Source organism: Paraburkholderia aromaticivorans, assembly GCF_012689525.1.
Taxonomy (GTDB): Bacteria; Pseudomonadota; Gammaproteobacteria; order Burkholderiales; family Burkholderiaceae; genus Paraburkholderia; species Paraburkholderia aromaticivorans_A.
The window spans coordinates 1,957,540-1,978,166 of the sequence record NZ_CP051514.1 but is presented as its reverse complement, the minus strand read 5'-3'; the positions used below and the strand labels follow the sequence as shown (position 1 = coordinate 1,978,166).

The following is a 20,627-nucleotide window of genomic DNA, read 5'->3' as shown; positions in this document are numbered from 1 at the left end:
ATGCAGATCATTCCAGTCATCGATTTGCTCAACGGCTCGGCGGTACGCGCCGTGCGCGGTGAACGCAGCCGCTATCAGCCGGTCGAATCGCAGCTATGCAGCGGCAGCGATCCCGTCGATATCGCGCGGGCCCTTCTCGACTACAGTGCCGCGTCGGCGCTCTACGTCGCGGACCTCGACGGCATCATGCGCGGCGCGCCGCAACGCGACACCCTGGCGCGTCTTGTCCGCGCATTGCCCGGTATCGAACTCTGGCTCGATGCCGGCTTCACCCATCCCGCCGCTGCCGACACGCTGATTACACCGCTGCGTGAAGCCGGCGCGACACTGACACCCGTGTTCGGCAGTGAATCGCTGCGCAGCGAATCGGCACTGGACGGTTACGCCCGCGCACCCTTGCTGCCGTCCGTCTCGCCCACTCATCCCCCGCTCCCTGGGTGCCCGCCTCCGCGCTTGCCGGAGGACGCCATCCTGTCTCTCGACCGCCGCCACGACACGCTTCTAGGCGATCCGCTGTACTGGACCGACACCGCGAACTGGCCTGCCCGGCTGATCGTGATGACGCTCGAACGGGTCGGCTCGTTCGAGGGCCCCGACCTCACCGCGCTCGCCGACGTACGGCGTCGGGCAGGCCAACGCCAGATCATCGGCGCGGGCGGCGTGCGTCATACCGAGGACTTGCGCGCCGCCGCGGCGGCCGGCGCGGATGCATGGCTGATTGCGTCCGCGCTGCATGACCGCCGTATTCCACCCGCTACGATCTGATCGCTCCTCAGCGGGTTGCCTACCGCATGACAGTGCTGACTATCATGTTTCATGCCAATGGCCCTGGCGCACGACGCCGCCGTCTCATCTGAGCACAGGCCTCACGCAACACGTCCACTCGCGTGACAGTTTGTGACGGCTCGCACACGGCGCACGGCACATTGTGTGTCGCGCGTTGCACGTCATCTCGCCGGCGTTGTCCGCAAACGTTGAAGCGCGTCGCATGGCATATGCCTTGCTCGTCAGCCCGCATGACTTCGACTCAATCCCCCTCGCTCTGGACCTGCCCGTTCTGCGCTTTGCTGTGCGACCGCTTCGGCGTCGACACAGCCGGGACGCTAACGCCGGCCGGCACACACTGCCCTCGCGCAACGCATGCGCTCGCGCAGTTCGAAAACCGTCCGTCGGCCGTAACGCCGCTCTTGAACGGACAGCCTGCCGATCACCGGACCGCGCTCGATGCAGCCGCTCAATGGCTTCGCGCCGCGCGGCAGCCGCTCTTTGGCGGCATGGCCACCGACGTTGCCGGTGCGCGCGCACTCTACCGGCTTGCGAACACCACTGGCGCGATCATCGACCACGCGCACGGCCGGGCCATGATGCACGGACTCACCGCCATGCAGGACCGCGGCAGCTTCACGACGACGCTCGCGGAAATCCGCTGCCGTGCGGATCTGATCGTCTGTATTGGGTCGATGCCGTCGGCACGGCATCCAGAATTCTTCGCGCGTTGCGGGATCGGCTCGGGCGCGTCCGATGCCGGACCGGCGCAACGCGACATCGTGTTCGTGGGTTGCGACGTCGATCCTGCGATCGCACAGGCCCACGGTGTAGCGACCCACGCCATCCCGCTGCAAGGCGACCTGTACGACACGCTCTCGACCTTGAATGCCCTGTTGAGCCGCAAACCGCCGCAAGCGGCTGACCCCGCGCTCGCCTCGCTCGTCGAAAAACTGCGCGCCGCCCGTTATGCGACGCTCGTCTGGACACCTGCCGATTTGCCAGGCGCGCATGCAGCGCTTCTGGTCGAAGCACTCGACCGTCTGTTGAAAACACTCAACCGCACGACCCGTGCAGGCGGTCTCGCACTCGGCGGCGACGACGGCGGCGCAACGGTGAACCAGACACTCACCTGGCTCTCGGGCCTGCCGCTACGCACCGGCGTTCACCGCGGCGGACTCGAACATGAACCGCATCGCTACGACACCGCGCGCCTGCTCGCCGACCGTGCGGTCGACTCGCTTCTATGGATCGCGAGCTTTACCGCCGATCTCGCGCCGCCACCCACCGAGTTGCCGACCATAGTCTTAGGCCACCCACGCCTTGCCGGCGCCTGCATGGACCGCCCTGGCCCGACCGTCTTCCTTCCGGTTTCGACGCCGGGCATCGGTTCGCCCGGTCATCTGTTCCGTGCGGACGGCGGCGTCGTGCTGCCGCTCACGCCGGTCTACACGGACACGCTGCCGAGCGTCGCCAGCGTCGCGATAGAACTCGACCAGCGGCTCGCCGCGCAACGGGAGGGCAGGGTATGAGCACATTTCGTTTGCGCGGCGGCCGGGTGTTCGATCCGGCCAACCGGATCAACGGACAGATCGCGGATATCGGCGTGCGCGACGGCCGCATCGTCGAGCTGGCCGCTGAAGAAGCCGTGGATCGCGAATACGATGTCAGCGGCATGGCCGTGATGGCGGGGGGCATCGATATGCATTCGCACATCGGCGGCGGCAAGGTCAATCTCGCGCGCATGCTGATGCCGGAAGATCATCGGTCGCGGGCGCGACGGGAGGCTGAAGCCAATTCTGGCGAACTCGCGTCGTGCGGCGTCTGCACGCCCGGTACGCTCGCCACCGGCTATCGCTACGCCGAGATGGGCTATACCGCTGCGTTCGAGCCGGCGATGATGGCTTCGAATGCGCGTCACACCCACCTTGAAATGGGCGATACACCGATCATCGATCACGGTGCGTACGTGATGCTCGGCAACGACGAGCTGTTTTTGCGCATGCTTGCGCAAGGCACGGACTTCGAACGCATTCGCGACTATGTGGGCTGGACGATCAACGCGACGAAGGCGCTCGGCGTCAAGGTCGTGAATCCCGGTGGGATCTCAGCGTTCAAGTTCAACCAGCGCGCGCTGGATATTGACGAAACCCATGTGCATTACGCAATTACGCCGCGCCAGGTTCTGCAGACACTGGCCCGCGCGCTGACCGACATGCGTGTGCCGCATCCGCTGCACATTCATGCCAGCAATCTCGGTGTGCCGGGTAACGTCGAGTCGACGCTCGCCACCATCGACGCCCTCGAAGGACTGCCGGGGCATCTCACGCATATTCAGTTTCATAGCTATGGTGTCGAGGGTCCGCGCAAGTTTTCTTCGGCGGCCGAGCGGATCGCCGACGCGGTCAACGCGAATCCCAATGTGTCGATCGACGTCGGCCAGATCATGTTCGGACAGACGGTGACCGCATCTGGCGACATCATGAAGCAGGTCAAACAGGCCGAGTTTGCGTCGCCGCGCAAATGGATCGCTGGCGACATCGAATGCGATGCGGGTTGCGGTGTCGTACCGTTTCGCTATCGCGAGCAAAGCTACGTCAACGCATTGCAATGGACGATCGGGCTCGAACTGTTCCTGATGGTGAAGAACCCGTGGCAGATTACCTTGACCACCGATCATCCGAACGGCGGCCCCTTCACCAGCTATCCCCACCTGATCCGACTGCTGATGGACAAATCGTTCCGTGACGAACAGCTCGCGAAGCTGCATCCCGATGTCGCGCAGCAAGCCGCGCTGGCGAGCATGACGCGCGAACTGAGTTTCGACGAGATCGCCATCCTGACGCGCGCCGCCCCAGCCAGGTTGCTCGGCCTGCGCGACCGTGGACGTCTGAATGCGGGCGCTGCCGCCGATATCGCCGTGTATCGCGAGCAGGCCGACCGTGAGGCGATGTTTACCGCGCCCGAGTATGTGTTCAAGGATGGCGAACTGGTCGCGCGCAACGGCCGCATCGTCGCGACGCCCGCCGGCGGCACGCACTATGTCGAGCCGGAGTTCGACCGCTCGATCGAGCGCACGCTGGCCGAATACAGCGATACCTATCTGGCGTTCAACTTCCGTCACGCCGCGATCGGCCGCGACGAGTTGTGCTCGTGCTGCAACGGCGGCCGGCTGCTGCCCGCCGCGTGCAGCGTCCACCCGCACGAGCCTGCGGGACAGCAATCATGAGCGGCGCCGTTAGCATGCAGCCCGACACCGCCGCGACGGTGACGCCGCTCGCCATCAACGGCGTGACAATCGACGACACGTTCGCCGAAGCGTTCCCGATGAAAGCGACGCGCCTCATCATCACCGCCCGCAACGAAACCTGGGCACGCCACGCGGCAATCGCGGCGACGGGCTTCGCAACGTCCGTGATCGCCTGTGGCTGCGAGGCGGGCATCGAGGGGGCGATCCCGCCGGAGGAATCGCCGGACGGCAGACCGGGCATCGCCATCCTGCTGTTTTCGATGTCCGGCAAGGAGTTGGCCAAACAGGTCGAACGCCGCGTGGGCCAGTGCGTGCTCACTTGTCCGACCACCGCTGTCTATGCGGGTATCGCAGCGGGAGAACCCATCGCCCTGGCCAAAAACCTGCGCTTTTTTGGGGATGGCTGGCAGATTTCGAAGATGATCGACGGCGTGCGCTACTGGCGCATCCCTGTGATGGACGGCGAATTCGTCGCCGAGGAAACGACTGCGGTCATCAAGGGAGTGGGCGGCGGCAACCTGCTGTTTCTCGCGCGCGATACGGATGCGGCGCTTGCCGCAGCGGAAGCTGCCGTCAACGCGATGCGGTGCGTTCCGAACGTGATCATGCCGTTTCCAGGTGGCGTGGTGCGCTCCGGCTCGAAAGTCGGCTCGAAGTATTCGGCGCTGCCCGCCTCGACCAACGACGCGTTCTGCCCCACTCTCGCCGAACTCGCGCCTCGCACCGAACTGACTGCGGATACGCGCAGCGTGCTGGAAATCGTCATCGACGGACTCAGCGACGCCGATGTCGCACAAGCGATGCGCGCAGGCATCCAGGCCGTGACGGCGCGTGGTGCGGCGGCGGGCGTCCTGCGTATCTCGGCGGGCAATTACGGCGGCAAGCTCGGACCGTTTCACTTCCACTTGCGCCAACTGTGCGGCGACCGGGAGGTTTCATGAAGCGCATCACGCTGAGCCTCAGACACGTGCCTGCGCTACGCATCGATGCGCGAGATTTATTGCCCGCTGCGCTCGCCGGGCTTACGGTTCACGAGATCGAGAGTCTGCCGCTGTGGCACGGCACGGAACGCCTGGCGCTGGCCGAACTCTTCGACGTTCTTCTTGACGACAACGCTTCAGGCGACACGCCTTGTCTCGTGTTCGCCGGCGATCTGCGCCGCTTTGATCGCGTCGGCGAGAAGATGGACGGTGGGCAGTTGATCGTCGAAGGCAGTGTCGGCGATCTGCTCGGCGCGCAGATGACGGCGGGCTCCATCGTCGCTTCCGGCGACAGTGGCAGTTTCACTGCCTGCGAACTGACTGGCGGCCGTATTGAAATCGGCGGCAATACGGGAGACTTTGCCGCTGCCGCGTTGCCCGGAGACATGGACGGCATGCGCGGCGGCACGCTCATTGTGCGCGGCGATGCGGGCGAGCGCTTCGGCGACCGGATGCGACGCGGCATTGCGCTGGTGTTCGGCAGTGCCGGCGCTTTCGCGGCGTCGCGGATGGTAGCGGGCACGATTGGGATCGCGGGCCAGGTGGGCGAACATCTCGCCTACGGCATGCGGCGCGGTTCGCTTGTGTTGCCGGGCGCACAACCGTTGCTCGGGAATCGCTTTACAGAAAATCACGGCGACGTCGACGTGTTCTGGCGACTGATGTCACGCAGTCTTGCTCGTGAAGGTGGCGCGTTTGCAGCGCTGGCGGAGACTACGCCGCGGCGTTGGGTGGGAGATGTGTCGGTCGAAGGGAAGGGGGAAGTGCTGGTTGTGGCGTGATGGCGCTGCGGGTGGCGGGCGGCCACCTCTTAGGCTGCACGCCGTTACCCTTACCCTTCCCCCACCGCCCGCGCCGCCTCCGCCAGCAACGTGTCTTTAAACGCATCCGCCGCCGCCGACAAATGCTTGCTCTCGCGATGCACGACGTACAGATACCGGACAATCGGAAAGCGTTCCACGTCGAGCACCTTGATGCGTAGCGTCTCCAGCTCCGGCATGATGGTCTGCAGCGGGACGATGGACAAACCCATCCCGGCATGCACGCCGCACTTGACCGCATCGTTGCTGCTCACCTCCATGCCCGGCCGGAACGTGATGCGATGCTCGGCAAAAAAACGCTCCATCGCGCGCCGCGTGCCGGAACCCGGCTCACGCACCAGAAAGATCTCACCTTCCAGCGCTGACAGCGGAATCGCGCGCTGCCGGGCGAGCGGGTGATCGGGTGGCGCAATCACCACCAAGGGGTTCTTCATGAACCGTTGCGCGACGAGCCCCTGCCCCTCCGGCGGCTGCCCCATGATCGCCAGGTCCGTTTCGTTGCTCGCCAGCTCGCCTAATACCGTTCCCCGGTTGGCGACGTTCAGATGCACGCGCACACCGGGAAACGACTTCGTGTACTTCGCGATGAGTTGCAGCGCCAGGTAGCTGGCCGTCCCCGACACCGCAGAGATTTTGATCTTCCCCTGCTTCGTGTCGCGCAACTGATCGAGCGACTCTTCGAGAATCGCCAGTTGCTGTTGAATCGAGCGGGTGTGGCTGTATACCTGCTGGCCCACTTCCGTCAGAAAAATACGCCGACCCATTTGCTCGAAAAGCGGCATGCCGACGCTTTCCTCCAGATGTTTGAGCTGGCCCGAAACGCCAGGTTGCGTCATATGCAATTCTTCCGCGGCGCGGGAAAAGCTCAAATGGCGCGCGGCTGCCTCAAAGACCCTCAGTTGACGCAATGTCAAATGCAGCATCCGCCTCTCTCCTCGCACAGCTCCATTGGCTCCGTTCTGGTGCCACCACTGTATCAGCCGTGGTTACGACGGCAATGCCCATAACGGAGTACAGCTTTGTGTTCGATGCCCGCCGTCATTGGGCCGCAGGGCAGGTTATGGGTTGGATAAGAAACCGGAATGAGTCAATTCGGCGGCACGCCACTACCATCGTTTCAACAGGCAAGGCAGAGCACGAAACTCTGCGAAGCCTCATGACCTATCTGCTCGACAGATTACCGACAACAGACAAGAGGCGTGCCCATGTTCAGCTTCAAACAAACCATCGCGGCAACCGATCCGGAATTGCATCGGGCCATTTTCGCGGAATCGCTCCGCCAGCAACATCATATCGAATTGATTGCATCGGAGAACTATGCGTCGCCTGGCGTGCTGGAAGCGCAAGGGTCGCTGCTCACCAACAAGTATGCCGAAGGCTATCCCGGCAAGCGGTACTACGGTGGTTGCGAGCATGTGGATGTGGCCGAGCAGTTGGCGATCGATCGCGCCAAACAGCTTTTCAACGCCGACTACGCGAACGTGCAGCCGCACTCCGGTTCGCAGGCGAATCAGGCCGTCTACCTCGCCATGCTGAAACCCGGCGACACGATCCTCGGCATGTCGCTTGCCCACGGTGGACACCTGACTCACGGCGCCTCGGTGAACGTGAGCGGCAAACTCTTCAAGGCAGTCTCGTATGGCCTGCATCCCGACACGGAAGTCATCGACTACGACGAAGTCGAACGGCTGGCGCATGAACACAAGCCACGCATGATCGTCGCAGGTGCGTCGGCTTATTCGCTCGTGATCGACTGGCAGCGTTTTCGCGCCATTGCGGACGCGGTGGGCGCGTATCTGTTCGTCGACATGGCGCACTACGCCGGCCTGATTGCCGCCGGCCTTTATCCGAGCCCGGTGGGTATCGCCGACTTCGTGACGTCCACGACCCACAAGACGTTGCGCGGACCGCGCGGCGGTCTCATCCTGTCCAGCGCCGAACACGAGAAGGTGCTCAATTCGACCATCTTCCCGGGTATCCAGGGTGGGCCCTTGATGCACGTGATCGCCGCGAAGGCCGTTGCATTCCGCGAAGCGATGACCGACGAGTTCAGGCAATACCAGCAGCAGGTCATCACCAACGCGCGAATCATGGCCGAAACGCTACAGGCACGCGGCCTGCGCATCGTGTCGGGGCGCACCGACTCTCACCTTTTTCTCGTCGACCTGCGGCCGAAAAACATCACCGGCAAGGACGCTGAGGCGGCGCTCGGCAAAGCCTCGATCACCGTCAACAAGAACGCAATTCCGAACGATCCGCAAAAGCCGTTCGTGACGAGCGGCATCCGCGTCGGCTCGCCCGCGATGACGACGCGCGGTTTCGGCGACCACGAAGCGCAGCAGCTTGCCAATCTGATCGCCGACGTGCTCGAAGCGCCGCAAAACGATCTGGTGATCCGCCGCGTAACGGATGCGGTGAATGCACTGACCAGTCAGTTTCCGGTTTACGGCGACGCGCCGAACCATCCGCACGAAGCCATCGCAGGCCATACCGCGATCTGAACATACCTGTCAATACCGCTGCAAGAACGGAGGAGTCAAGACATGTCGAATACATCAGGCACGCGCATCCCGGGTCGCAATTTTCTCGCCGTTCCGGGCCCCACGAATATCCCCGATGCTGTGTTGCGGGCGATGATGGTCTCAATGGAAGACCACCGTTCAAGCCGCTTTCCCGAGTTAACCAACGGCATATTGAGCGATCTCAAATCGATCTACAAGACCACGAGCGGCCAGCCGTTCGTCTTTCCGTCATCGGGAACCGGCGCATGGGAAGCGGCGCTCACCAACACGCTGTCGCCGGGCGATAAGGTGCTGGTCGCGCGTTTCGGACAGTTCAGTCACCTGTGGGCCGATATGGCGCAACGCCTCGGTTTCGAAGTCGAAATCATCGACGTCGACTGGGGTGAAGGCGTGCCCGTCGAGCGTATCGAGGAGGTGTTGCGCGCGGACAAGCAGCATGCGATCAAGGGCATTCTCGCGTGTCACAACGAGACCGCGACCGGCGTGACGAGCGACATCGGCGCGCTGCGCCACGCGATGGATAGCGCGCACCATCCGGCGCTGTTGTTCGTCGACGGTGTGAGTTCGATCGGCTGCATTGACTTTCGCATGGACGACTGGCGCGTCGACCTCGCGGTCACGGGTTCGCAGAAAGGCCTGATGCTGCCGGCGGGTCTCGGCATCCTGTGTGTCAGCCCCAAGGCGTTGAAGGCCATCGAACACGCAAAGTCGCGGCGCTGCTACTTCGATCTCACCGACATGATCAAGGCCAATGCGACCGGCTACTTCCCCTACACACCGGCGCTGTCGCTGCTCTACGGTCTGCGCACTGCGCTCGATCTGATTCTTCAGGAAGGTCTCGACAACGTCTTCGCCCGTCATCATTACCTCGCGCAAGGCGTGCGCGTCGCAGTGACCGAAGGCTGGGGGCTCGAGTTGTGCGCCAAGGCGCCCAAGTGGCATTCCGACACGGTTAGCGCGATCGTCGTACCCGAAGGTTTCAATGCCGCGCAGGTCATCGACATCGCGTTCCGCCGCTACAACCTGGCACTCGGCGCGGGCTTGTCGAAAGTCGCGGGCAAGGTGTTCCGCATCGGCCACCTTGGCGATCTGAACGAGTTGATGCTGATGGGCGCCATCGCGGGCGCGGAGATGGCGATGCTCGACATCGGCATCAACGTACGCCCGGGCAGTGGCACCGGCGCCGCCGCGCAGTACTGGCGCACTCACGACCGCGCGCAGAAAGCGCAGCCCGCGCGCATCGCCGCCGCGGCTTGAGCCTCTATTGCCTATCCTCAACCAGGACCTTGCCGCCAGGACGCCGACAGTATGCGACATGACATTGTTTTTCTCGATCGCTCCACGTTGAAGGCCGACGTGCGGCGTCCGGCCTTCGAGCATCATTGGCAACAATATGCCGTGAGCGCGGCGAACGAGGCGGCGGACCGGCTCGAAGGCGCAACCATTGCGATCACGAACAAGGTGCCGTTGCGCGCCGAAACGCTCGCCAGGCTGCCGCGTCTAAAGCTGATCGCGGTGGCGGCAACCGGCCATGACGTCATCGATACCGTGTACTGCAAGGCGCACGGTATCGCCGTGACGAACATCCGGCAATACGCGACGCACACCGTGCCCGAACATACGTTCGCGCTCATTCTCGCGCTGCGCCGCAATCTGCTGGCGTATCGCGACGATGTGCGGCGCGGCCGGTGGCAAAACTCCAAGCAGTTCTGCTTCTTCGATCATCCGATTCGCGACTTGCATGGCGCGACCATCGGAATCATCGGCGAAGGCTCGCTGGGACAAGGCACCGCCGCCATTGCGCGCGGCTTCGGCATGCGCGTGCTGTTTGCGGAGCACGCTTCGTCGAAGGCGAAGGAGAAGGCACACGACATCGCCTACACGCCGCTCGATACGCTGCTGCGCGAAGCGGATGTCGTGTCGTTGCACATGCCGCTCAGACCGGAAACGCACCATCTGATTGCGCTCGATCAGTTGCGCATGATGAAGCGCAGCGCCTTGCTCATCAACACCGCACGCGGCGGCCTCGTGTGCGAAGCGTCGCTCGCCACGGCACTGCGCGAAGGATTGATCGCGGGCGCAGGCTTCGACGTCCTGACCACGGAGCCGCCCAAGGAAGGCAATCCGCTGCTCGAACTGGACCTGCCGAACTTCATCCTGACACCGCACGTCGCGTGGGCGTCGGACGGCGCGATGCAGTTCCTCGCAGACCAGCTGATCGACAACGTGGAGGCATTCGCGCGTGGCGAGCCGCAGCATCTCGTCGTCTGATCGCGGCTGGAACACACATTCGACGCACCCCATCATTTCATTCGTTCGGGAAGACCACCATGGATATCCATGAATATCAGGCCAAGGAACTGCTGTCCGGCTTCGGCGTGCCGATCCAGCGCGGCGCAGTCGCCTATACACCCGACCAGGCCGTGTATTGCGCCACGGAACTCGGCGGCTGGCATTGGGCCGTGAAAGCGCAAATTCACTCCGGCGCACGTGGCAAGGCAGGCGGCATTAAATTGTGCGAGACCTATCACGAGGTGCACGAAGCGGCGAGCGGACTGTTCGGCAAGCGCCTGGTGACGGGACAGACCGGACCGGAAGGCAAGATCGTCGAGCGGGTCTATGTAGAAGTGGCCGAAAAATTCGAGCGCGAAATTTATCTGGGCATCGTGCTCGATCGCAAGGCCGAACGCGTGCGTGTGATCGTGTCGGCACAGGGCGGCATGGACATCGAGGAAATCGTCCACACTGCGCCGGAGGCCGTTTTGCAAACGGTCGTCGAACCGGCTGTCGGTCTTCAGCCGTTCCAGGCGCGCGAGCTGGCGTTCGGGCTCGGTCTGAACAGCAAACAGGTGAGCCGTGCCGTTGCCGCGATCATGGGCGCTTACCGCGCGTTCCGCGATCTCGACGCGACCATGGTGGAAATCAATCCGCTCGTCGTGACCCATGACGACCGTGTCATCGCACTCGACGCCAAAGTTTCCTTCGACGACAACGGCCTGTTCCGTCATCCGCATGTCTCCGAGATGCGTGACGCCGCGCAGGAAGACCCGCGCGAAGCTGAAGCCGCTCAATTCGGGCTCAACTACGTCGGGCTGGAAGGCGACATTGGCTGCATCATCAACGGCGCCGGTCTCGCGATGGCCACGATGGACACCATCAAATACGCGGGCGGTGAACCCGCGAACTTTCTCGACGTGGGTGGCGGCGCTTCGCCCGAGCGGGTGGCCGCCGCGTTCCGGCTGGTCCTGTCGGATCCGAATGTCTCCGCGATTCTGGTGAACATCTTCGCCGGCATCAACCGCTGCGACTGGGTTGCCGAAGGGGTCGTGCAGGCGGCAAAGAATCTGCGGGTGCCGCTTGTCGTACGCCTGGCTGGCACCCATGTCGAAGAAGGACGCCGGATCGTGCGCGACAGCGGACTTCCCATCATCGCGGCCGAAACCCTGCTCGAAGCAGCGCAAAAGGCCGTCGAAGCATCCAAGGCGCACCGCGCCAGAAAGAGTCACTAGGAGCGCATCCATGAGCATCCTGATCGATGAAAACACCCCGGTGATCGTGCAGGGCTTCACCGGCGACAAAGCCACCTTCCACGCACAGGAGATGATCGCCTACGGCACCAATGTGGTCGGCGGCGTGACGCCGGGCAAAGGCGGCCAGCGGCACCTCGACCGTCCGGTATTCAACACGGTGAAGGACGCCGTGCGTGCCACCGGCGCCACCGCCAGCCTCGTGTTCGTGCCGCCGCCTTTCTGCGGCGACTCGATCATGGAAGCGGCGGACGCCGGCCTGCAACTCGTCTGCGCGATCACCGACGGCATTCCCGCCCAGGACATGATGCGCATCAAGCGCTATCTGCTGCGCTATCCCAAGGAAACCCGCACGATGGTCGTGGGGCCGAACTGCGCCGGCATCATCAGTGCGGGCCGAGCCATGCTCGGCATCATGCCGGGTCATATCTACCGGCGCGGCTCGGTCGGGATCGTGTCGCGCTCGGGCACGCTCGGTTATGAGGCCGCCGCCCAACTCAACGAGTTTGGCCTGGGTGTCACGACGAGCGTCGGCATCGGCGGCGATCCGATCAACGGTAGTTCCTTTCTCGATCATCTGAAGCTGTTCGAGCAGGACCCGCAGACCGAGGTGGTCATCATGATCGGCGAGATCGGCGGCCCCCAGGAAGCAGAGGCGTCCCGCTGGGTCAGCGAGCACATGACCAAGCCGGTGGTCGGCTATGTCGCCGGGCTCACTGCGCCCAAAGGCCGCCGCATGGGCCATGCCGGTGCAATCATCTCCGCGACCGGCGACAGTGCCGCTGAAAAAGCCGAGATCATGAAGTCGTATGGCCTGCTGGTGGCGCCGAGCGCCTCCGAGCTGGGCTCCACTGTTGCTATGGCGCTGGCTCAAAATGTTACCCGCCGCGTCGCTTGAGCGGGCGCCCGCCCCCACCCCTCCCGACCAGGCGGGCGGCGAACCGCCAAACCGGGAACGCATCGGCGAGCCGGCGCGGCAGCCGCTGCCGTCAGCTTCGCAGATCGAGCGGCTGGCGGCGGCTTCCGCCGCGCTGCCCGCGCTGAATGCGAAGGCGTATGAACCCTGCGTCGTCAACCTGCTGTTCGGCTTGTTATGCGACGTTGCGCGCCGTCGTCAGCCGCAGGTTGAACTCGCGTTACGCGGCGAGCCGTTGCCCGCCGACGTACCGCGCGCGGTGTGGCGCCGCAGTTTGCAGGCGCAGGGAATCTGGTTCCAGTTGCTGAGTATTGCCGAGCAGAGCACGGCGATGCGCCGGCGTCGCGAGATCGAGATCGAGAGCGGCTATGACAGGCTACCCGCCTCGTTCGCGCGGGTGGTCGCGGAAGCGGCCGCGGCGGGCGTGCCGGTCGAGGAAGTCCGCTCGGTGCTTCAGCGTCTGAAAATCCGCCCGGTCATCACGGCGCATCCGACCGAAGCGAAGCGCGTCACCGTGCTGGAAATCCACCGCCGCATCTACCGGCGACTCATGGATCTGGAATCGCCGCGCTGGACACCCCGCGAGCGCCGCGCGCTCGTCAGCGCGCTCGGCAACGAAATCGAACTGCTGTGGATGAGCGGTGAACTGCGCCGCGAAAAGCCCACCGTCGCGCAGGAAGTAGCATGGGGTCTGCACTTCTTCGGCGAGACGCTTTTCGAGGCGGTGCCGCTTCTGTTCGACAAGCTCGACGACGCGCTGCGCCAATCGTATCCCGGCGAAAACTTCGAGACGCCGCGCTTTTTTCAGTTCGGTTCATGGATCGGCGGCGACCGTGACGGCAATCCCTTTGTCAACAATGACGTCACGCGGGCGACGTTGCACGAAAATCGTCTGGCGTGCCTGAAGCGCTATCGTCAACGGTTGATCGAGTTGACGCAAACGCTCAGCATCACCGCTGAAGCCATGCCCGTGCCGCAGAGTTTCCAGAAGGAACTGGCGCGTGCACTCGAACAAAGCGGCGACGGCGCGGCCATTGCCGCGCGCAATCCGGGCGAGTTGTTTCGCCAATATCTGACCTGTATCCAGCGCCGGCTCGACGCGACGCTCGCCGATGCGCAACGGCGCGGCGCGGGTGAACCGGTTGAGGGCGGCTATGCGAGCGCGGATGAACTTGCGGCCGAGCTTCGCGTAATCGAGCAGGCGTTGCTTGCAACCGAAAGCGCCGCATTGGCCGGCTCGCTGGTGCGGCCGTTGCGGCATGAGGTCGAGACGTTCCGCTTCTGCACCGTGCAACTCGACCTGCGCGAGAACACGACAGTGACAGGAAAAACGCTGGCAGCGCTCTGGCGTGCCCAGGCGGAACCCGGCGATGAGCCGCCGGCCATTCCGTCGCCCGAGTGGAAGGCATGGTTGCTGGCCGAACTGGCCCGGCCTCGCGAAAAAGAGGCATGCCGTGATGACTTGCTGAAAACGCTGCCTGCAGTCGAAGCGGAGACCTTGCAAATTTTCCGCACGGTGCGCGACATGCGCAAGCAGGTGGATCGTAATGCGTTCGGCGCGTTCGTTTTGAGCATGACGCATCACGCGACGGACGTGCTCGGTGTCTACCTGCTCGCGAAGGAGGCCGGCCTTTTCACCGACGCGGCCGGCGTCGAAAGCTGCACGCTGCCGGTGGTGCCGCTGCTCGAAACCATCGACGACCTGAGGCGCGCGCCCGACATTTTGCGTGAACTGCTGGCGGTGCCAATGGTCCGGCGCAGCATTCGCGCGCAGGGCGGTGTGCTCGAAATCATGATCGGCTATTCGGACTCCAACAAGGACGGCGGATTCTTCGCGAGTAACTGGGAGTTGTCGAAGGCGCAGACCAGGATCACGCGGGTCGGCAATGAACTGGGCGTGAGCATCGCCTTCTTCCATGGCCGCGGCGGCTCGGTCAGCCGGGGTGGCGTGCCCGCGGGCCGCGCCATCGCGGCGCTGCCGGCCAGTTCGGTCAACGGCCGCTTTCGGGTCACGGAACAGGGTGAAGTCGTCTCGTTCAAGTACGCGAATCGCGGCACGGCGCAGTATCACGTCGAATTGCTCGCGTCGAGTGTGCTTGAGCACACTTTCAAGTCGGAGCGCGAAGACGAACTCGTGCCGAGAGGCGAATTCGACGAGGCGATGGAAGCGCTCTCCGGCGCGTCGCGCGCCGCCTACGCGAAGTTTATCGAACAGCCCGACCTGATCACCTACTTTCAGGCCGCCAGCCCGCTTGAAGAGCTGTCCATGCTGAACATGGGATCGCGCCCTGCGCGGCGCTTCGGAGCACGCAGCATGCAAGACCTGCGCGCCATTCCGTGGGTGTTTGCGTGGGCGCAGAACCGGCACGCGCTGACGGGCTGGTATGGGGTTGGCAGTGCCATTGCCGCGTTTCTCGAGGTCCGCAAGGAACGCGGGCTCGACCTGCTGAGCCGGATGTTCAACGAGTCGCGGCTGTTCCGTCTGATCATCGACGAAGTCGAGAAGACACTCGCACAGGTCGATCTCGACATCGCCCGCGGTTACGCGGATCTCGTGCCTGATGAAGCGGTGCGCGAGGCCATCTTCGCGCAGATCGAAAAGGAACATCGCCTCACGACCGAGATGGTGCTCAAGCTGAGCGGTGGACGTGAAGTCGCCGAGCGCTTTCCGCAATTCCGCGAGCGGCTCGCGCGCCGACTGCCGGCTATCAACCAGGTCGGACGTCAGCAGATCGAGTTGTTGCGGCTCTATCGGCAAACCGTCAACGATCAGGAACGAAGGAGCTACCTGATGCCGCTCCTGCTGTCCATCAACTGCATTGCGTCCGGCTTTGGCGCCACGGGTTGATGCCCCCTGACATTCGAAACGAAACCCGCGGCGGTCGTTGCGCCGTGAGCGAACCCTCAACAAGGAGATCCACTATGAGCTTTACCGTGATCGAACAGGCGACACCGCGACTGCATCGCTCGGAACTGGCGGTGCCCGGCTCCAATCCGGCGATGTTCGAAAAAGCCGCCAAATCCGCCGCCGATATCGTCTTCCTCGACTGCGAGGACGCCGTCGCTCCCGACGACAAGGAGCAGGCGCGCAAGAATATCGTCGAGGGGTTGAACGATATCGACTGGGGCACGAAGACGACGATGGTCCGCATCAACGGTCTGGATACACACTACATGTATCGCGATGTGGTGGATATCGTCGAAGCCTGTCCGAGGCTCGATATGATCCTGATTCCGAAAGTCGGGGTCGCGGCGGATGTGTATGCGATCGACATGCTGGTCACGCAGATCGAAAATGCGAAGAAACGCAGCCGCCGCATCGGCTTCGAAGTGCTGATCGAGACCGCGCTCGGCATGGCGAATGTGGAGTCGATCGCGCAATCGAGCAAGCGGCTCGAAGCAATGTCGTTCGGCGTGGCGGACTATGCAGCGTCCACGCGGGCGCGCACCACCGTGATTGGCGGCGTCAATCGCGACTATGGCGTGCTGAGCGACAAGGATGAGCGCGGCGAGCGCGATTATTTCTGGGCCGACCAGTGGCATGCCGCGCAAACACGCATGATGGTCGCGTGCCGCGCGTACGGATTGCGTCCAATCGACGGGCCGTTTGGCGATTTCAGCGATCCCGACGGTTACGACGCCGCGGCCCGGCGCGCCGCCGTGCTGGGCTACGAGGGCAAGTGGGCAATCCATCCTTCGCAGATCGAACTGGCCAACCGGGTCTTCACGCCGACGGTCGCCGAAGTCACCCGTGCACAACGCATCATGGAGGCTATGGCGCAAGCGGCAAAAGACGGCAAGGGCGCGGTCTCGCTGGATGGCCGGCTGATCGACGCGGCAAGCATCCGGATGGCTGAAGCGCTGCTGGCGAGCGCGAATGCGATTGCTGCGTCGGCCAAAGCTGCATAGGCCAAAGTTGCATAGGGCAAGCTTGCGTCGGCCGAATGGTACGCACCGGCGCGGGCGGCGCGGCCCTGTGGCGAATGAGGTCATTCATTCGTCCGCGGCGCGCCGCTATGCCTGCATGGCCGTCCGCCTCTCATCAAGGACCTCCTTGGCATGGCGGCCCCGCACTCCTCGCCACGCTGCGATCATCGAATCGGCGGCCCGATCGATGTCCTCTTCCGTGGTCGGCCACGAGATCACCGACACGCGCATCACCTCGCGTCCGCGCCAGCGTGCGCCGGCGGCATGGCACACCCCTGCCGCCTGGATCCGCGCAATCGTTTCGACGGTCAGCGCGTCGTGCTGCTGCGCCGCTTCGCCCGCGCCGAATTGCACGACGAACTGATTCAATGCGACTTCGTTGAGAATCTCGATGCCGGGTACCACGGCCAGACGCTGCGCCATGCGTCCCGCCAGCACGCAGTGCCGCTCGATCATCGCCGCAACGCCCTCCCGGCCGAATGCGCGCAATAACGCCCACAACGCAAAGCCGCGTGCGCGTCGGGACAACTCAGGGGCATAGTGCAATGGATCGCGGATCGCATCGCCGGCGTCCGGCAGGTAGCTCGCACCGATCGTCATGGCGCGCCGATGCGCGTCCGCATCCCGTACGAATGCGCAACCGCATTCGTACGGCGCCTGAAGCCATTTGTGCGCGTCGGTGGCCCACGAGTCCGCACGGTCGAATCCCCGTGCGAGGTGCGCGCGCGCCGGCGAGGCTCTGGCCCACAAGCCAAATGCGCCGTCGACATGCAGCCAGCCACCGCGCGCCTGCGTGAGCGTCGCGATGTCGTCGATGGGATCGAATGCGCCCGTCATGATATGGCCGGCCTGCGCGATCACGATGAGCGGACCAGGACAACGAGCAAGCGCCACGCGCAAGGCGGCGACCTTCATGCGCCCGGCCTCATCAGTCGCGATCCTGACGACGCGGCGCTCGCCGAAGCCGAGATAGCGCAGCGAGGCCAGCACGCTGGCGTGCGCATCGTCGCCGATACACACCGTGATCGGTGGCGCGCCGAACATGCCGTCCAGTTCGACGTCCCAGCCCACGCGCCTCAGCAACGCACCGCGCGCGGCTGCGAGGCACACGAAGTTGCTCATCGTCGCACCCGTCGTGAAGCCCACCGAGCACTCACGCGGCAGGTGCAGGATATCGACCAGCCATTGCGCCGCGACCTGCTCGGCCACCGCGCCCGCAGGCGCGCCTTGATAGCAGCCTGCGTTTTGCCCCCAGACGCTGGTGAGCCAGTCCGCCGCCACGCCCACCGGATGAGAGCCGCCGACGACCCAACTGAAAAAGCGCGCGCCTGCCGTTCCCATCAAGCCGGGTTCGGCGGCCACGACAAGGCGCTCGATGACCTCGGCGGCCGGCGCGCCGGTTTCGGGCGTGGGGCCGCCAAAGGCTTCAAGCAAGGCGTTGAAGTCCGCTGAGGCCGCGGGCGGCTGTGAGTGGCGCGCTTCATGAAAGCGCAGCGCATGGCGATAGGCGGTTTCGAGCGCGGCGCTGGAATCGCTCAAATCGCTCGAATCGCCAGTGTTGCCTGAATCGTTGAATTTGCGGGACACGATGGTTTCCGCCCTGCCTGCGGAGTGAACACAACTCGCCGCCATGTCCTGACCGGCTAACGCGCGGGAACCTGCCAGAACGGCTGCGGCGGATGAAACGCCTGACCGTCCGCAAACCGCTCTGCCGAGCGCAAGGTGTTTTCGATGAGCATCGTCACCGTCATCGGCCCCACTCCGCCCGGCACCGGCGTAATCCACGCCGCACGCTCGCGTACCGCGTCGAAATCGACATCGCCGACAATCCGGCCGTCAGCCACGCGGTTGATGCCGACATCGATCACGATGGCCCCCTCCTTCACCATTTCCGCCTTGATGAGCCCGGGCTTGCCGGCGGCCACGACGAGAATGTCCGCGTGAATCGTGTGGTGCGCGAGATCGCGTGTCTTCACGTGGCAGACCGTCACAGTCGCTTCTTTCTGCAGCAGCATCAGCGCCATCGGTTTGCCGACAATATTGCTCGCGCCAACCACCACGACGTTCTTGCCCGCCACGTCGATCCCCGTCGTTTCGAGTAGCAGTTGCACCCCATACGGCGTGCACGGCGGAAAGACCGAATTGCCGATCACGAGCGCACCAACGTTGTACAGATGAAACCCGTCCACGTCCTTGTCCACGACGATGCCCTCCAGCACCCGCCGCACCTCGACCTGAGGCGGCAGCGGCAACTGCACGAGGATGCCGTGTGTGGTGGGATCGACATTGAGCGAGGCAATCCGGTCGAGCAGGTCGGTCTCCGCGCAATCGGCGGGGAAGCGGTGCATGAACGAACGCACACCGCTTTCCTCGCACGCCTTCACCTTGTTCGCGACGTAGACTTGCGAAGCCGGGTTGTCGCCGACCAGCACGACGGCGAGTCCGGGCACGATGCCGCGCGCCGAGAGCGCGGCGACGCGTTCACGAAACCGAACGCGCAGCCGCCGTGCGAGATGCTTCCCATCGATGATCTGCGCCGTCATCGCGATCAGACCGCGCCCGGAATCCAGCTTGTTCCCGCCAACGGCACACGCGCCATAGCCGCGGCTTCAACGGTCAGCGCGACGAGATCCTCCCGCTCCAGGTGGTGCACGTTCTGCTTGCCGCACGCCCGCGCGATCGTGGTCAGTTCCATATTGAGCGTCTTGAGATAGTTCTTCAGACGCTTCGCGCCGATCTCGGGTTGCAGGCGCTCCTGCAACACCGAATCCTGCGTCGTGATGCCGACCGGGCACTTGCCGGTATGGCAATGATGGCAATAGCCCGGCGCCGTACCAAGGTTCGCGTAGTCGTCGAGTGCGGACACATGCTGGCCGTTTTGCATATACGTGGCGCTATTGCAGCCCAGCGAGAACAGCACGCCCTGCCCGATCGCAACCGCATCCGCGCCCATCGCGAGCGCCTTGGCGATGTCGGCGCCGCTGCGAATGCCGCCCGACACGATCAGCTGCACGGTGCCCTTCATGTTCAGGTCTTCCAGCGCGTCGACCGCCTGGCGTAATGCGGCCAACGTAGGAATACCCACATTCTCGATGAAGCAGGTTTGCGTCGCCGCTGTGCCGCCCTGCATACCGTCGACCACGATCACGTCCGCGCCGGCATGCACCGCGAGCTTCACGTCGTTGAAGGTGCGGGTCGCGCCGACCTTCACATAGATCGGCGTTTGCCAGTCGGTGATCTCGCGCAGTTCGTGAATCTTGATCAGCAGGTCGTCCGGTCCCGTCCAGTCGGGATGGCGCGATGCCGAGCGCTGGTCGATGCCTTCGGGCAGCGTACGCATCTTCGCGACGCGCGGCGAGATCTTCTGACCCAGCAACATGCCGCCGCCGCCCGGTTTCGCGCCCTGACCGATCACGACTTCGATGGCATCGGCGCGGCGCACGTCGTCCGGGTTGAAGCCGTAACGCGACGGCAGGCACTGATAGACGAGCGTCTTCGACGAGCGGCGTTCCTCCTGTGTCATGCCGCCGTCGCCGGTCGTGGTCGAGGTGCCCATTTCGGTCGCCGCGCGGCCAAGCGACTCCTTCACGTTGGCCGACAACGCGCCGAAACTCATGCCCGCCACCGTGATCGGAATCGCCAGTTCGATCGGCTTTTTGGCGAAGCGCGTGCCAAGCACGGTCTTCGTCACGCACTTCTCGCGATAGCCTTCGAGCGGATAGCGCGACAGCGACGCGCCGAGAAACAGCAGATCGTCGAAGTGCGGCACGCGCCGCTTGGCGCCGAGACCGCGGATTTCATACAGACCGTGTGCCGCCGCGTTCTGGATGTAATCGATGGTCTTGCGGTCGAAACCCCAGGATTCTTCGGTGGCGATTTGCTTGATTTGGATGGGCTTGATTTCCATGGCGAGGATCCT

16 protein-coding genes are annotated in these 20,627 nt (G+C 64.1%); 12 read left to right on the top strand and 4 right to left on the bottom strand.

The window, feature by feature from the left end:
• The 5 genes from HF916_RS09280 to HF916_RS09260 all read left to right on the top strand — a co-directional run bounded on the left by HF916_RS09280 (window position 1) and on the right by HF916_RS09260 (window position 5,777).
• Window positions 1–765, top strand: coding sequence for a HisA/HisF-related TIM barrel protein (locus HF916_RS09280; protein WP_168788609.1), 765 nt, complete (start codon window positions 1–3; stop codon window positions 763–765).
• 251 nt (window positions 766–1,016) lie between these two features.
• Window positions 1,017–2,297, top strand: coding sequence for a formylmethanofuran dehydrogenase (locus HF916_RS09275; protein WP_168788608.1), 1,281 nt, complete (start codon window positions 1,017–1,019; stop codon window positions 2,295–2,297).
• Window positions 2,294–3,994, top strand: coding sequence for a formylmethanofuran dehydrogenase subunit A (locus HF916_RS09270; RefSeq protein WP_168788607.1), 1,701 nt, complete (start codon window positions 2,294–2,296; stop codon window positions 3,992–3,994). Before HF916_RS09275 ends, HF916_RS09270 begins: the two co-directional genes overlap by 4 nt.
• 14 nt (window positions 3,995–4,008) lie before the next feature.
• On the top strand, window positions 4,009–4,956 hold the full coding sequence (gene fhcD, locus HF916_RS09265) for a formylmethanofuran--tetrahydromethanopterin N-formyltransferase (RefSeq protein ID WP_168789091.1): 948 nt from the start codon (window positions 4,009–4,011) through the stop codon (window positions 4,954–4,956).
• Window positions 4,953–5,777, top strand: a complete 825-nt coding sequence (locus HF916_RS09260; protein WP_168788606.1) for a formylmethanofuran dehydrogenase subunit C — start codon at window positions 4,953–4,955, stop codon at window positions 5,775–5,777. Before fhcD ends, HF916_RS09260 begins: the two co-directional genes overlap by 4 nt.
• 50 nt (window positions 5,778–5,827) lie before the next feature.
• On the opposite strand, the gene HF916_RS09255 is transcribed toward HF916_RS09260, so the two are convergent.
• Window positions 5,828–6,739: a LysR family transcriptional regulator gene (locus tag HF916_RS09255; RefSeq protein ID WP_168788605.1), complete on the bottom strand. Its 912-nt coding sequence runs from the start codon at window positions 6,737–6,739 to the stop codon at window positions 5,828–5,830.
• Between the two features lie 282 nt (window positions 6,740–7,021).
• Between HF916_RS09255 and glyA the strand changes: the two genes are divergently transcribed.
• The 7 genes from glyA to HF916_RS09220 all read left to right on the top strand — a co-directional run bounded on the left by glyA (window position 7,022) and on the right by HF916_RS09220 (window position 16,690).
• Window positions 7,022–8,317, top strand: a complete 1,296-nt coding sequence (gene glyA / locus HF916_RS09250) for a serine hydroxymethyltransferase (protein WP_168788604.1) — start codon at window positions 7,022–7,024, stop codon at window positions 8,315–8,317.
• Window positions 8,318–8,359: 42 nt separating this feature from the next.
• On the top strand, window positions 8,360–9,595 hold the full coding sequence (locus HF916_RS09245) for an aminotransferase class V-fold PLP-dependent enzyme (protein WP_168788603.1): 1,236 nt from the start codon (window positions 8,360–8,362) through the stop codon (window positions 9,593–9,595).
• 51 nt (window positions 9,596–9,646) lie between these two features.
• Window positions 9,647–10,609, top strand: coding sequence for a D-2-hydroxyacid dehydrogenase (locus HF916_RS09240; RefSeq protein WP_168788602.1), 963 nt, complete (start codon window positions 9,647–9,649; stop codon window positions 10,607–10,609).
• A 59-nt stretch (window positions 10,610–10,668) separates the two neighbouring features.
• Window positions 10,669–11,847: a malate--CoA ligase subunit beta gene (locus tag HF916_RS09235; protein WP_168788601.1), complete on the top strand. Its 1,179-nt coding sequence runs from the start codon at window positions 10,669–10,671 to the stop codon at window positions 11,845–11,847.
• 10 nt (window positions 11,848–11,857) lie between these two features.
• A complete protein-coding gene (gene sucD, locus HF916_RS09230; RefSeq protein ID WP_168788600.1) occupies window positions 11,858–12,763 on the top strand; it encodes a succinate--CoA ligase subunit alpha in 906 nt (301 codons plus the stop codon).
• Entirely contained in the window at window positions 12,741–15,629 is a 2,889-nt protein-coding gene (locus HF916_RS09225) for a phosphoenolpyruvate carboxylase (RefSeq protein ID WP_168788599.1), read from the top strand. The genes sucD and HF916_RS09225 overlap by 23 nt, the downstream gene beginning before the upstream one ends.
• Window positions 15,630–15,703: 74 nt before the next feature.
• Entirely contained in the window at window positions 15,704–16,690 is a 987-nt protein-coding gene (locus HF916_RS09220; RefSeq protein ID WP_168788598.1) for an HpcH/HpaI aldolase/citrate lyase family protein, read from the top strand.
• A 105-nt stretch (window positions 16,691–16,795) separates the two neighbouring features.
• Here the strand turns inward: HF916_RS09220 and HF916_RS09215 are convergent, their stop codons facing one another.
• Genes HF916_RS09215 through HF916_RS09205 form a run of 3 tightly spaced genes read right to left on the bottom strand, consistent with a single transcriptional unit; the run spans window position 16,796 to window position 20,615 of the window.
• A complete protein-coding gene (locus HF916_RS09215; protein ID WP_240975203.1) occupies window positions 16,796–18,295 on the bottom strand; it encodes a pyridoxal phosphate-dependent decarboxylase family protein in 1,500 nt (499 codons plus the stop codon).
• A 56-nt stretch (window positions 18,296–18,351) separates the two neighbouring features.
• On the bottom strand, window positions 18,352–19,251 hold the full coding sequence (folD, locus tag HF916_RS09210; protein WP_168788596.1) for a bifunctional methylenetetrahydrofolate dehydrogenase/methenyltetrahydrofolate cyclohydrolase FolD: 900 nt from the start codon (window positions 19,249–19,251) through the stop codon (window positions 18,352–18,354).
• A gap of 5 nt (window positions 19,252–19,256) precedes the next feature.
• A complete protein-coding gene (locus HF916_RS09205) occupies window positions 19,257–20,615 on the bottom strand; it encodes an FMN-binding glutamate synthase family protein (RefSeq protein ID WP_168788595.1) in 1,359 nt (452 codons plus the stop codon).
• Between the last annotated feature and the right edge of the window lie 12 nt (window positions 20,616–20,627).